Origin of the sequence: Streptomyces sp. NPDC057616, from assembly GCF_042800575.1 — a bacterium.
In the GTDB taxonomy this organism is placed as follows: Bacteria; Actinomycetota; Actinomycetes; order Streptomycetales; family Streptomycetaceae; genus Streptomyces.
Window position 1 is genome coordinate 54,042 of sequence record NZ_JBHVGU010000038.1, and the last position, 13,174, is coordinate 67,215.

The 13,174-nt window shown below is 70.7% G+C and carries 13 protein-coding genes and 1 tRNA gene; 4 read left to right on the plus strand and 10 right to left on the minus strand.

What is annotated here, in order from left to right; genetic code table 11:
• Window positions 1–1,633: SCO7613 C-terminal domain-containing membrane protein (locus ACFU97_RS36260; protein ID WP_384265013.1), on the plus strand; the 1,633-nt coding region annotated here is incomplete at its 5' end.
• Between the two features lie 48 nt (window positions 1,634–1,681).
• Here the strand turns inward: ACFU97_RS36260 and ACFU97_RS36265 are convergent.
• The 7 genes from ACFU97_RS36265 to ACFU97_RS36295 all read right to left on the minus strand — a co-directional run bounded on the left by ACFU97_RS36265 (window position 1,682) and on the right by ACFU97_RS36295 (window position 9,304).
• Window positions 1,682–4,417, minus strand: coding sequence for a Tat pathway signal sequence domain protein (locus ACFU97_RS36265; RefSeq protein ID WP_384265014.1), 2,736 nt, complete (start codon window positions 4,415–4,417; stop codon window positions 1,682–1,684).
• Between the two features lie 115 nt (window positions 4,418–4,532).
• Entirely contained in the window at window positions 4,533–5,123 is a 591-nt protein-coding gene (locus ACFU97_RS36270; RefSeq protein WP_384265016.1) for a hypothetical protein, read from the minus strand.
• Between the two features lie 10 nt (window positions 5,124–5,133).
• A complete protein-coding gene (locus ACFU97_RS36275) occupies window positions 5,134–6,006 on the minus strand; it encodes a carbohydrate ABC transporter permease (RefSeq protein WP_384265017.1) in 873 nt (290 codons plus the stop codon).
• Window positions 6,003–6,968 (minus strand): carbohydrate ABC transporter permease, encoded by a 966-nt coding sequence (locus tag ACFU97_RS36280; protein WP_384265018.1) that lies wholly within the window; start codon window positions 6,966–6,968, stop codon window positions 6,003–6,005. The genes ACFU97_RS36275 and ACFU97_RS36280 overlap by 4 nt, the downstream gene beginning before the upstream one ends.
• A gap of 31 nt (window positions 6,969–6,999) precedes the next feature.
• Window positions 7,000–8,289 (minus strand): ABC transporter substrate-binding protein, encoded by a 1,290-nt coding sequence (locus ACFU97_RS36285; RefSeq protein ID WP_384265020.1) that lies wholly within the window; start codon window positions 8,287–8,289, stop codon window positions 7,000–7,002.
• 354 nt (window positions 8,290–8,643) lie between these two features.
• Window positions 8,644–8,715, minus strand: a tRNA-Val gene (locus ACFU97_RS36290).
• A gap of 88 nt (window positions 8,716–8,803) precedes the next feature.
• Entirely contained in the window at window positions 8,804–9,304 is a 501-nt protein-coding gene (locus tag ACFU97_RS36295; RefSeq protein ID WP_384265022.1) for a TIGR02611 family protein, read from the minus strand.
• A 201-nt stretch (window positions 9,305–9,505) separates the two neighbouring features.
• On the opposite strand from ACFU97_RS36295, the gene ACFU97_RS36300 reads away from it, so the two are divergent.
• The gene (locus ACFU97_RS36300) at window positions 9,506–9,919 is read left to right on the plus strand and encodes an SsgA family sporulation/cell division regulator (protein ID WP_004002642.1); all 414 of its coding nucleotides are present in this window, start codon (window positions 9,506–9,508) and stop codon (window positions 9,917–9,919) included.
• Window positions 9,920–10,154: 235 nt separating this feature from the next.
• The gene (locus ACFU97_RS36305) at window positions 10,155–10,715 is read left to right on the plus strand and encodes a CGNR zinc finger domain-containing protein (RefSeq protein WP_384265023.1); all 561 of its coding nucleotides are present in this window, start codon (window positions 10,155–10,157) and stop codon (window positions 10,713–10,715) included.
• 72 nt (window positions 10,716–10,787) lie between these two features.
• Here ACFU97_RS36305 and ACFU97_RS36310 read toward each other — a convergent pair whose 3' ends face one another.
• Window positions 10,788–10,940, minus strand: coding sequence for a hypothetical protein (locus ACFU97_RS36310; protein WP_164932292.1), 153 nt, complete (start codon window positions 10,938–10,940; stop codon window positions 10,788–10,790).
• A 154-nt stretch (window positions 10,941–11,094) separates the two neighbouring features.
• The gene (locus tag ACFU97_RS36315; RefSeq protein WP_384265024.1) at window positions 11,095–11,541 is read right to left on the minus strand and encodes a hypothetical protein; all 447 of its coding nucleotides are present in this window, start codon (window positions 11,539–11,541) and stop codon (window positions 11,095–11,097) included.
• Between the two features lie 225 nt (window positions 11,542–11,766).
• Here ACFU97_RS36315 and ACFU97_RS36320 point away from each other — a divergent pair, with 225 nt between their 5' ends.
• A complete protein-coding gene (locus ACFU97_RS36320) occupies window positions 11,767–12,288 on the plus strand; it encodes a DsbA family protein (protein ID WP_384265026.1) in 522 nt (173 codons plus the stop codon).
• 35 nt (window positions 12,289–12,323) lie between these two features.
• Here the strand turns inward: ACFU97_RS36320 and ACFU97_RS36325 are convergent, their stop codons facing one another.
• The gene (locus ACFU97_RS36325; protein WP_384265027.1) at window positions 12,324–13,148 is read right to left on the minus strand and encodes a GNAT family N-acetyltransferase; all 825 of its coding nucleotides are present in this window, start codon (window positions 13,146–13,148) and stop codon (window positions 12,324–12,326) included.
• Window positions 13,149–13,174 lie beyond the last annotated feature (26 nt).

A 13,174-nucleotide genomic window follows, 5' to 3' on the forward strand; every position in this document is an offset into this window, starting at 1 on the left:
TTGGGGTGTCTGGGCGCGCTGCGTGCCCGCGGGGGGAGAGGCCTCCCAGAACACCGCTCCCTGTGCGGTGCCGCTCCTCCTCCTCGCCGCGGCGATCGCGCTGGGCGCGGCCTGGCGGCTGCCGAGCCCGGCGGTGCCGACGCTCAACGCCGTGGCGGGCTGGCTGCTGGTGGTCGCCGCGGCGGGCGGTGTGCTGCGGGCGGCGCTGCCCGGGGGATGGACCGTGCCGGGGTACCTGGTCTGCGGTGCCGCCCTGCCGGCGGCGATGCGGACCCGGCTCCCCGAGGTCGTACGGCAGGGTGCCGTACAGGCATCAGGCGCCGTGCAGGCGGCTGCCGTGACGTGTGCGCTGCCGCTCCTCGCGGTGGCGCTGGTGGGTCCGCTGGGCCTGGCCGCCGACCCGTGGTCCGGCGCGCCGTCCGACGCGCGGGCCGCGGTGACCCTCCACACACCGTGGCCGGCGTACCCGTGGCAACTGCTGCTGGGCCCGGTGGCCGTCGCGGCCGTGGCGGTCTTCCTGGTGCGGGACGAGGCCCGGCGGACCTGGGCGCGGAGCGGCGCGACCTGCCTGGTCTGGGCGGCGGTCATGGCGGCGCCGGCCGCCTTCCGGCTCCCCTGCACCGCAGCCCTGTTGCTGCAGGGCGCGGCGACCGTCGCGGCCCTCGCGACGGCGGCCTTCCGCTTCCTGCCCGCGACCACCACCGCGCTCGCCCTCGGCGGCTCGGTCCCGCTCGCGTTCCTCTCCCTGGCCTCCCAGACGGCCACGCTCACCGTACTGTCCGTCCTGACGGCAGCCTGTGCGGCCGCCTCGGTGCGGCCGCACCTGGCGCCCTTCACCGTCCCCGCCTCGCTCGTCCACGGCGCCGCGCTCGCCTGCGCGGCGGGTGCGGCGGCGGGCTGGCAGGTCCAGCACACGGCGCTGCTGATCCTGGCCGTCCCGCTGTGCGCGGCCCTGGCCGCACCGCGTCTGGACGGGCCCCACGCGCGCGTGCCGGCCGAAGTGACCGGCGCCGTCGCGGGGTTGCTCGCCGTCTGCCTCGCGATCACCGACCTGCCGATGCTCGCCCTGGTGCTCGCGCTGTGCGGCGTGATCGCGGCCGGCACGGCGGTGCGGCCCGACCGCCGGTTCGCCGGCTACGTCGCCGCCGTCCTGTTCGTGCTGGCCAGTTGGGTGCGGCTGTTTTCGTGGGAGGTCGGCACGGTCGAGGCGTACACGCTCCCGGTCACCGTCCCGGCGCTGTGCGTCGGCGCCTGGCGCAGGCACCGTGATCCGCAGGTCCCGTCCTGGACCGCCTACGGCCCGGGGCTCGCCGCCACCCTGCTGCCCAGCCTCGTCGCGGCCTGGCACGACCCGCACTGGGCGCGCCCCCTGCTGCTGGGCGCGGCGGCGCTGCTGCTCACCCTGCTCGGCGCCCGGCACCGCCTGCGGGCACCCCTCGTGCTCGGTGGCTCGGTGCTCGTGCTGGACACCCTGCACGAACTCGCCCCGTATCTGGTCCAGATGACCGGCGCACTCCCCCGCTGGGTGCCTCCCGCCCTCGCCGGACTCCTGCTGCTCGCACTCGGCGCGACGTACGAGCAGCGCATCCGGGATGTCCGACGGGTGCGGGAGGTCCTGGGGAGGATGAGCTGACGTCCACTCAAGGGCTATGAGCAGAAAGGGCTCTGAGCAGTAAGGAAGTCAGGGCATCCTGTCGCCCAGCAAAGCCAGGTTCTCGATGGCGGCGAGGCCGTACAGCGCGGTGTCGTTGGACGACACCCATGCGGCCTCGCTGCCCGCGACCAGGGTGAGGGGACCGCTCAGCTTCTCCGTCTTCCAAGGCGAGGACTCCTTGTAGCCGTCGGAGTCGTAGAACTTGGTCCACGCGCGCCGGGCGAGCGTCTCGTCGCCGGTCTTGACGGCGGCGTACGCGTCGAGGCGCGAGTGGCCCTGGAAGAGCAGCAGGGTGCCGAAGCTGGTCCCGTAGCGCGCCGCCTGCTCGGCCTTGGTGGCGTTGAAGTAGCGGCAGTAGTCGAAGTACGCCTCGTCGAAGGCGGGCATGTCGACCAGGTCGATCAGCTCGGCGCACAGCTCGTTGAGGCCGAAGACGGCCGAGAGGTGGGACACGGAGACCACGGGTTTGTCGGCGACGGCGAACCTGCCGGTGTCGAGGTCGTACAGCCCGCTGCCCTGCACGAAGCCGTTGGGCTGCGCGGCGATGCCCTCCATCGTCGACAGCACCCGGGCTCTGGCCTTCTCCCACTTCGGGCCCTTGCGCTCCCACTCGGTCAGCCAGGCCGACACCAGACCGCTCCAGTCGGTGCCGAAGCCGATCGACAGGGCGTGCCGGTCCGGGGTGTAGGGATCGGTGCGCACCTTGCGCAGGGGGTCGAGGACCAGGAACGTCTCGTCCGAGTCGACGTTGGCGTGCATGAGGTCGCCGACCCGTTCGTCCGCGGTGAGGAAGTAGTAGTAGCGCCGGTAGGTCGTGTTGGCGATGCGCTGCTGCTTGGCGCTGTCGGCGAAGTGCTGCACACCGTGCCGGGTGCCCAGGCCCACCCACTTGCCCAGGTGGTAGACGTCGACCTCGCCCGTGTGCCGGGTCAGGGCCTCGGCGAAGCGGAAGATGTCCGCGCGGCCGGAGCGGAGGTAGGCGAACCAGAGCCACAGGTCCGGCGACAGCTCGGAGTTGTCCCAGGCGTAGCCGCCGATGTCGTAACGCCACTGGTGGCGCACGGTGTCGTAGGTGTGCATGAAGTCGCCGTAGTCCCAGAAGCCGTACCAACGGCGTTGCTCCACCTGGTCCTTGTAGTAGGTGAAGAGGAAGTCGAGGTGGTCCTCGATCTTCGCCTTGGCCGCGGTGGACCGGTCGGGCTCCGCGTAGAGCCCGGGGCCGAAGACCTTGGCCCTGATGAGCTGCCGGGGCGGCGCGGCGAGCTGCGGCAGCACCCTCACCGCCTCCACCTGCCGGGCGAGCGTCTCCGGGGCAGGCGTCGACTCGTCGGCCCAGAAGAGGAGTTCGGAAGTGCGGGCGATGCCGTAGGGGCTGCCGAACTCCGGCTCGTAGTCCTCGTAGGTGATCTCGAGGCCTTCGAGCTGCTTCGCGTACGTGTCCTGCCCCATGCCGTCGTGGTAGAAGCGCAGGTCCATGGGCTGGGCCTGCGGCGACCAGAGCCAGAGGGTGACCTCGGCCGCGTCGGTGTGGGCGTCGCGGATGTCGAGCTGGGCCGGGTGCTTCTCCCAGAAGTCCCGCAGTCCGAAGGAGAGTCCGCCGCTCACGCCGCCGACGTAGCCGAAGCCGGAGGCCCGCCCGCCGCCGCCCGCGCCGATCCAGCCGTAGCCCTTCCTGGTGCGCTTGCGCAGGGTGAAGCCGTCGGCGGAGAGCTGGGCGAGGGTGTAGTCGCCCCACTCGGGGATGTACTGCAGCCGGGTCGTCACGCGCTGGTCCCAGGTGGACGGATCGGGCAGCTTCTGCCCCGCGTACTGCGCCGCCTGCACGGCCGCGCCCGGGTCGCGGCGCAGGCCGGTGATGCCCCGTACGGCCTCCCGCAGCAGGCCGGTGCCCTCGCCGCCGATGCGGATGTGCCGGTCGTAGGCGGCGTCCCGCATCGGCACGGTGAAGCGGACGCCGAGGCCGCGGACGAAGTCGCCGCTCGCCTTGCCGGGCTCCTGCGTGCCGTCGTAGGTGATGGTGTGCACCATGCGGAAGGAGTCGGCCCCGGCGTAGAAGTACAGCCGGATCGAGAACGGCAGCCGACTCCGGTCGCCCTTGCGGTGCTTGCCGTCGATGCGGACCACGGCCCGCACCGGTCCGTCCTGCTCGACGGTGACCTCGCCGATCACCCCGTCGAAGCGCTCGGTCCGCACCGTGCCCTGGTCCTCGTCCTCGATCTCGGGCTGGCGGATCAGGACGAGCCGGCCGTTCCTGGCGATCTCGGTCGAGCCGCGGGTGACCGACTTGACGATCGTGGAGCCGTTCCTGGCGATCTTCGCGGTGATGACGCCGGTGGAGACGTCGATGGTGCCGCCGCTCCGGTCGACGGTGACCTTCTGGTCGGGGGCGGCCGCGTCGCCGGCGGCGAGCGTCAGCTTGCCCGAGCCCGAACTCACCGCGTGCGCCGACCACTTGAGGGAGCCGTCGGGCCAGTAGGCGATGGGCCACGACTGCACGGGGACGGCCCTGCCGTCGGCGTCCGTGAGCGCGAACGCCTGGTCGGGCCGGTAGGCGCCCTTGGGCCAGGGCACACCCACCGTCGAACCGGGGGCGGCGCCGAGGCCGCCGTCCTCCAGCCAGTCCAGGGTGACGGGGTCGGCGTCGGCGGCCTCGGCTCGTGGTGCGGCCTGCGCCTCCTTGGCTCCTAGGGCCCAGCCGAACTGCGCGGCGGCTCCGGCGACGGCGGCCGCCTTGAGGAGGGATCTGCGGGGGACGGGAGACATGAGAGTCCAGCCTTTCCTTTCCGTGCGGGAAGCGTGGTTCCTTGCATCTGGTCAGGGTCATGACAGGCAGAGGGGTAGCGCCCAGGGCGCCGACCCGATACGCGGGCACCGTTCGTCAACGGCGCCGGTGGCGCTCCTCCACGGCGACGGCCGCCGCCGCCACGGCCCCCAGGACGGGGACCGCGAGCGGCAGGACGAACCAGGCGGACAGGGCGACCAGCGCCAGCCCGCCGACGATCAGGAAGGACCCGGCCGGATCGAGCACGGTACGGCGGCCTGCGTCGGCGAGCAGCGCCCGCCACCGCTCCCCCGGCGCCCAGACCGCCGCGGCGCGCAGCCCCGCCACGGCGGCCCCGATCAGCGCGAACAGCCCGACGGCCCCGGCGAGCGGCCCACCGGGCAGCCCGGTGCGCACCGCCTGGACGTCAACCCAGACCAGCGCTACGGCGCCCCACCCGGCGAGCCCGACGGCCCACCCGCGCCGCACGGCGGTACGGAAGTCCGCGGTGAACTCCCTCAGGCCACCGCCCTGATGGGCCGTGCGCCGACGCAGATGGCGTGCGCCGGCGGCGAAGGCGGCCGGGTAGGTCACCACACCGCCGGAGGCGACGGCGATCCACACCCCCGTCAGCAGGCACTCGGCGAAGACGCCGAACCGCTCGGCGAGGACGGATTCGCTACGTGCCTTCACACGCGCCCGGGCCACGGTGACCCCCTCAGCCCTTCAGTCCGGAGGTCGCCATGCCGTCGATCAGATAGCGCTGGAAGGCGAGGAAGAACAGCAGGACGGGCAGCAGCGCGACCAGCGACATAGCGATCAGGCCGCCGTAGTTGGACGCGACGCCGTCGGAGTCGCGGAACATCATCATGCCGAGGGACACGGTGTACTTGCCGGGCTCGTTGAGGTAGATCAGCGGGCCCATGAAGTCGTTCCAGGCGTTGATGAAGGTGAAGATGGCGCTGGTGATGAGCGCGGGCCGGCACAGCGGCAGCACGATCGACCAGTAGATCCTCAGGTGCCCGCAGCCGTCGAGGCGCGCGGCCTCGTCCAGTTCCCTGGGCAGGTTGCGCATGAACTGCACCATGAGGAAGACGAAGAACGCCTCGGTGGCCAGGTACTTGCCCAGCAGCAGCGGTACGTAGGTGTTGATCAGCTCCAGCTTCTGGAACATCACGTACTGCGGGATCAGCAGCACGTGGTACGGCAGCAGGAGCGTGCCGATCATCAGCGAGAACAGCAGATTGCGGCCCGTGAAGCGGATCTTGGCGAAGGCGTACGCGGTCAGCGAGCAGGAGACGAGGATGCCGACGACGGCTCCGCCCGCGTAGAGCAGCGAGTTCTGGAAGAAGGTCCAGATCGAGATGTCGGCGATCCCGTCGGCCAGGCCCTTGAAGTTGTCCAGGATCGGATGCGCGGGGAACAGCTGCAGGCTGTTGATGATGTCCTTGCTCGGCTTGAACGACGCGCCGACCACCCACACCACGGGATACAGGACGACCGCGAGGACCAGCAGCGAGCCGAGGTGCCACACCAGCGAGCCGGTCCGCCTGCGGCTCAGGGACAGGGGTTTGGTGGCCGTCGCGCTCATCGGGCGCCCTCCGCGTCGTTCTCGTAGTGCACCCACTTCTTCTGCGACCAGAACAGGACCGCGGTCACCAGGGCCACGGCGACCAGCAGCATCCAGGCCATCGCGGAGGCGAAGCCCATCTGGGCGTTCTTGAAGCCCTGCTGGTAGAGGTAGCAGGTGTAGACGAGCGTGGCGTCGGCCGGACCGCAGTACGTGTTGGAGACGACGTAGGCCGAGCCGAAGATCTGGAACGAGTGGATGGTCTCCAGCAGGACGTTGAAGAACAGCACCGGCGAGATCATCGGCAGCGTGACGCTCCAGAACGTGCGGAACGCCCCGGCGCCGTCCAGCTCGGCGGCCTCGTACAGCTCCTTCGGCACCTGTTTGAGACCCGCGAGGAAGATGACCATGGGCGCGCCGAACTGCCAGACGGTGAGCGCGACCAGGCAGTACAGGATCCAGTCGGGGTTGCCGACCCAGCCGCCGGCATGGACGCCGAAGAGCGACATCGTACGGTCGACGACGGCGTTGTCGGAGAAGAGCGACCGCCAGACGAAGGCGACGGAGACGCTCGCGCCGATCAGCGAGGGGGCGTAGAACGCGGCCCGGTAGAAGGCCTGTCCGCGCCGGCTCTGGGCGAGCAGCAGCGCGACCCCGAGAGCGAGCAGCAACTTCAGCGGGGTGCCGATGACGACGTACTTCGCGGTCACCTCGACCGACTTCTGCCACCGCGGATCGTCGAACATCCGGGTGAAGTTGTCGAGCCCGATCCACTTGGGGCTGTTGAAGAGGTTGTAGTCGGTGAACGCGAACCAGAGCGAGGCGACCATGGGACCCGCGGTCAGCAGCAGGAAGCCCGCGATCCACGGGGACATGAAGAGATAGCCGGCGAGGTTCTCCCGCCGCCCCCGCCGCCGGCCGGCGGCGGGGGCGGGGGAGCCGGCCTTACGGGTGGCGGGCGGTGAGTCCTTGACGAGCGTCATCGTGCTTCCCCATCGGTTCCGTCAGGTCCGGTCAGGCCTCGAAGGCGGCCTGCGACTCGTCGAAGAACTGCTTGACCGCATCGGACGTCTTGACCTTGCCCAGGCCCAGGTCGCCGCCGATGCGCAGGAAGGCGGCCTCGATGGTGTCGGCGCCGGAGGGGTGCGGGGTGATCGTGCCGAGGACGCCCGCCTTCGCGGTGTCGGCCTCGTACCGCGCGATCTCCTTGTTGACCGTGTCGGTCGGCTCGAAGGCGTCGTACTGCTCGGTGGAGGCGAGGATGCCGCGGTCGTAGCCCATGATCTTGCCGACCTCGGGGTCGTGGACCATGAAGTCGATGAACTGGGCGACCTCCTTGGGATGCGAGGTGCGCGCGGAGGCGCTCAGCATCAGGGAGGCCAGGTACTGGCCGGTGTGCTTGCCGTCCATGGTCGGGATGGGCGCGAGGCCGTACTCGCTGTCGCCCTCGGCGGAGTAGCGGACCGTGAAGTTGTCCCAGGTGAATTCCGACGCCCCGTGCCCGGCGGAGAGCGAGGACTTGGGTGTGTCCTGCGCGACGATCTTGGGGTCGGTGACGAGCCCGGCCTTCACGCGGTTGTAGCCGTCCTGCCACCACTCCGTCAGATCGGCCTTGTCGAAACCGAGCCCGTCCTTGGTGTAGAACGCCTTTCCGTTCTGCCGCAGGTACAGGTCGTACAGGTACATGATGCTGAAGTAGCCCGTGTCCCCCGCCACCTTGGTCCTGTCGTGGATGGTCTTGAGGGCCTTGAAGTAGTCGTCCCAGGTCCAGCCGGTCGCCGGCTCGACCCCCGCCTTCCGGTAGAGCTTCTTGTCGATGACCAGCGCCATGGTGTTGGAGCCGACGGGGACGCCGAGCTGCTTGCCGTCGACCTGGCCGACCTTGGTGACACCCGCGCGGAAGTTGTCGAGGCTGAGATTGCCCGCGTCGATCTGCGACCCGAGGTCGAGCAGAACGCTTCTCTTGTCGTACTTCCTAAGGAAAGTGACGGCGTTTTGGAAAACGTCCGGGGGATTTCCGCCCGAGGCCTGCGTCTGGAACTTCTCCCAGAATGACGCGTAGTCCTGGAAGTCCGTCTTCACCTTGATCTTCGGGTACTTCTTCTCGAAGAGCGCGACCGTCCGGTTGATCTTCTTGGCGCGCTCGTCGGCACCCCACCACGAGTAACGGATCGTCACCGTCCCGTCGGCCGACGTGCCGCTGTCGCCCCCACACCCGGTCGTCGCGGCCAGCCCCAGCGTGGCCGCGGAGGCCCCGGCGGCCTTCAGGATCGTGCGCCTGTCGACATTCCTTCTGGTTCCCACTGTCGGGCCCTCCCCGGCATCGTCGCACCTGCATGAATCGTTTCAAGTAAGCGCTTGCTGGCACAAGTTACGGAGGGCCCGGAGGTGCGTCAATGATTCGGACAGGAATTTCTCACGGCCCCCGCCGGCGAGCCGGCGGCACACCGGCGCAAAGGCCCCCCGCACAAGAGGTGTTACCGCAGGTGAGGCTCACGCGGCCGACGGGCCGAACGCCAACTGATGCCCCGTACAAGGAGGTTGTCCGGCCGGAAGCCACCGGGGCCGCCCGGACGGAAAGCCCGGCCCGGAATCCGTGGACAGCGTTCTCCTACGCCGACGGCCCGCCTGCTCTCGCAGACGGGCCGTCGGTCCGGGTGGGCGATACTGGGTTCGAACCAGTGACCTCTTCGGTGTGAACGAAGCGCTCTCCCACTGAGCTAATCGCCCGGGCGCAGGTAGAAGATTACCCCATGTCAGGGGGTGCCTGTGACCGGCGGGAGCCCGCGGCGCACGGCACCGCCCCCGGTCCCGCCGCTCACTGGTTCTCGATGTTCCAGGGCATCGCGAAGCCGAACTTGTAGAGGTAGATGCCGGCGAGGACGCCCACGATCACCAGGCCGATCACCGTGAGCGTGATGTTGCGGCGCCGCACCTTGGGATCGAGGGCGCGCTGGGCCGCCTCGGTCACCTTGCGTTTCGTCCAGCGCAGCACGAGCTGGGCCCAGACGAACTCGGTCGCCCAGATCGCCATGCCGCCGAAGATCACGACCCAGCCGGGTCCGGGCAGCGGCAGCATCACGATGCCGGCGGCCACCACCGCGAGGCCGATCACGAAGACGCCGACCTGCCAGCTCAGATGGAGCGCGCGGCGCCGCTTGATGAACGCGGGCGCCCGGGAGCCGAGCCCCTCGTCGCTCTGCGCGCCCTCGGCCTTCGCGCCGTCGGCGTCCGCCTTGTCCACCCCGCCCGTGTTCGCTTCGTCCACCACGACGACCTCGCCCGGCCCACCTTCGATGCCGTCACTCCCCGTATTCATGCGGCCAAACTTTACCTTACTTTACGCAACGAGAACCAGTCACCGGAATGGCCGTACCGCGCGAACGGACTCTCGGCCGGAAGAGTTACGTAAAGACACGCAAAACACTCAGAGGGGTTTACAACGGCACCGTAGGTGGCATGTCGATTTCGCCGACGTGCGAATCCCCGAGCGCACACTGAGCGAAAGGCCCTGGCGCTTATGAACACCACGGTCAGCTGCGAGCTGCACCTGCGCCTCGTTGTGTCGAGCGAGTCCTCCCTGCCTGTCCCCGCAGGCCTGCGGTACGACACGGCCGACCCCTACGCCGTGCACGCCACCTTCCACACCGGAGCCGAGGAGACCGTCGAGTGGGTGTTCGCCCGCGACCTCCTCGCGGAAGGCCTCCACCGGCCGACGGGCACCGGCGACGTCCGAGTCTGGCCGTCGCGCAGTCACGGTCAGGGCGTCGTGTGCATCGCCCTGAGCTCTCCGGAGGGCGAGGCACTGCTGGAAGCCCCGGCGCGGGCACTGGAGTCCTTCCTGAAGCGAACAGACGCCGCCGTGCCTCCCGGCACGGAACATCGGCACTTCGATCTCGATCAGGAGCTGTCGCACATCCTGGCGGAGAGCTAGGGGCGAGGCACTCGAAGCCGCCCGGCGCCGTCGACTCGGGGTGACGGCTCGGGCCCAGCACAACTGCATACGGTACGCATCAGCGCCGCCACCGCGGATTCCGTCGCGGGGCGGCGCCGGTGTGTGTGGGCCCGGGGCGAGAACCCCGGCGGCACGACCGCCCGCAGCCGGGCGCGGAGCCACTAACATCGGCCAGCATGAGGCGGGCGTCCGCCCCCCAGGCAGGGAGCTGAACGTGCTGATCACCCACGACACGCGGTGCGCGCTGGACACCGTGGTGGATCTGGTGAACACCGCGCCGGAGGACGGCGCGGCACCGGACGCACTGCCGGACGTCGCGGCTCTCGAGGACTTCGTGCGAAACCACGAAATCAGTGACGTCGGAACGCTCTCGGAGTTCGACCTCTCGGCGGTGCGCAAGATCCGCGGACGGTTCGCCGCGGTCTTCGCGGCGCCGGAGGCCCGTACGGCGGCCGGACTGATCAACGAACTCGTCGCCGCCGCGGGCACCACGCCGCGGCTGACGGACCACGACGGCTACGACTGGCACGTGCACTACTTCGCGCCCGGCGCCTCCGTCGCCGATCACCTCGCGGCCGACTGCGGGATGGCGCTGGCCTTCTTCGTCGTGGCCGGCGAGGAGGAGCGGCTGCGCCGGTGCGAGGCCCCCGACTGCCGGCGTGCCTTCGTCGACCTCTCCCGCAACCGCTCGCGGCGCTACTGCGACAGCCGCACCTGCGGAAACCGGCTGCATGTGGCCGCGTACCGGGCGCGGCGCAAGGAGGCTGCGGGCTGACGCCCGGGCCGACAGCCGGACCGTGCCTGCGACGTGGCCCCGGCGGGTGACGCCGGGGACCACGGGTACGGCTCACAGCAACAGCAGGTCGTGCAGCGCAGCCATGAGGAGCAGACACCCGATCACCGCTAGGAAGATCATCAACGGTGGCTGGGAAAGGGCGAAAAGGCATCCGCGCGGCTCATCCTTCGGCGGCGCGGCATCGCTCTGTGTCGTGTCCAGCATCTCGCGGCGATGATGACGCAGAGGACACGCCGCGCGCGATCAACACGCAGGGATTGAACGGCAGTTCTCCGGATTGGTTGAAGTCCGGTACAGGTAGTGACCGCTTCGCTGCGCAGACCTGATCCACTGTGTCGTTTCAGTCGTCATGCGCAGGTCATATGCCGTGTTTCTTCAGGATGGCCTCGATGTCGCTGAAGTCGTCCGCGGCCTGGCCGCGGGGTGCGCTCGCGGGCTTGCCCGCCGCACGGGTGCCGGGGCCGAGGGAGGGCGCCGACGCCGTCGGGGCGACCGCCTCGCGCTGCTGCGCGGCCCTGGCAGCCTCCTTGCGCTCCTTGCGGGTGCCGCCGCGGCGGCGCTCCACCGCGCGCGTGGTGGAGAACAGCAGCCAGGCGACGCCGAGCACGCCGAAGCCGGCCCAGGCCGTCGGGCTGAAGGCGGTGTCCGCCAGCCACTGCACGATGCCGGTCATCACCAGGCCGAGGGGCACCAGCGCGTAGGCGGCGATGCGGGCGGCCGAGAGGAAGCGCTTGCGGTACGCCGAGACGGCCGCGATGCCCAGGCCGGCCGCGGCGACGGCGGAACAGACGGTTTCGGCAATCATCCGGTCCTCCAGGCAGGGCTCGGTCGGGCGGCTCGTCCCTTCCATCCTGCACCGACCCGCCCCCGCGGGGCCATGCTCCGGGCGGACATCAGGGACATCTCCGGGTCGGCTCCTCCGCAGGTGCCGGTCAGGGGCGCACCTCCGGGTGCAGACCGGGGCCGTGGGAGCAGGTGGCGGGGCCGGTCCGATTGGGTCGGCCGGGGGCCGGGCTGGAAGACTGTGGCCATGAGCGACTCCTCCCCCGTGCCGTCCGCCGTGCCCGTGCTCGAGGTCTGGTGCGAACTCCAGTGCCCCGACTGCCGCAGCGCCCTCACGGACCTGCGCGCCCTGCGTGCCCGCTACGGCGACCGGCTGGAGCTGCGGCTGCGGCACTTCCCGCTGGAGAAGCACAAGCACGCCTTCGCCGCCGCGCAGGCCGCCGAAGAGGCCTTCGAGCAGGGCAAGGGCTGGGACTACGTCGAGGCGATGCTGGAGCGGGTCGAGGAACTGGACCGCAAGGGCGAGTCCTTCCTGGTCGCCACGGCCGGTGAACTCGGGCTCGACGCGGACGAGTTCGACACCGCGCTGATCGACGGCCGGCACATCCTGATCGTCGACGCCGACCAGGCCGAGGGCAAGGCGATCGGCGTGACCGGCACGCCGACCTACGTCATCGGGGGCGAGCGCCTGGACGGCAGCAAGAGCCAGGAGGGGCTGCGCGAGCGCGTCGGGGAGATCGCGGACCGGCTGCTCGCCGAGGGCGCATGAGCCCCGGCAGGGGCCCCGCGTCGTGGGTCCCCGCGTCAGAGCAGGTTCTTGTAGAGGACGTGGCGGGTCGTCTCGTAGCCGAGTGACTCGTAGAGCCGCTCGGCCGGGGTGTTGCCGGCGAACACGTTGAGGCCGAGGACGCGCCGGCCCGCGGCGATCGCCTGGGCCTCCGCCAGGAGCATCAGCGAACGGCCGTGGCCGTGGCCGCGATGGGCCGCGTCGGCCTCGACGTCGTAGACGTAGGCCTTGTCGTCGGTCAGGGCCACCCAGAGGGTGCCCACGCGCGTGCCCTCGTGCTCGAGCACGCTGAACAGCATGCCCTCGGTGGTGAGGCCCTGCGGCAGGAGGGTCGCGTGGCCGCGCCGCGACATCTCGTGCGCGACGGCCTCGGGCACGTCCCGCTCGATCCACACGCGCGCGTACGCCTCGGTCTCCTCGGCGATCCACGTCCCGTACTCGGCCTCGGTCATGGGGCGGCCCCGGCTGCCGGACGGCAGGGCGGGCGGGGCGTCGCCGAGCGGCTTCTCCATGCCGCGGTTGCGGTGGACGTACCCGAGAGCGCCGACGAGCCGCAGCGCCGCCTCGGCGTCGGCGGGCACCAGCGCCTCGATCTGCCGGCATCCCCAGCCGCGCGCCACCTCCTCGGCCGCGAGCGCGGCCACCGTGCCCCGGCCCCGGTGGCGGTCCGGCTCCTCGATGCGCAGGTCGAGGATGCGGGCCACGGAGTCGCCGAACTGGGGCAGGGTGGCGAGGCGGACGGTGCCGACGGGGCGGCTGTTCACGCACACCTGGTAGCGGCGTGAACGGGCGCCGTCGGCGGCGCGCTGGAGCGGCTCGGTCGGCCGCAGGGTCGTGGTCATCAGGGGAGTTCTACCCACCGCGCCCG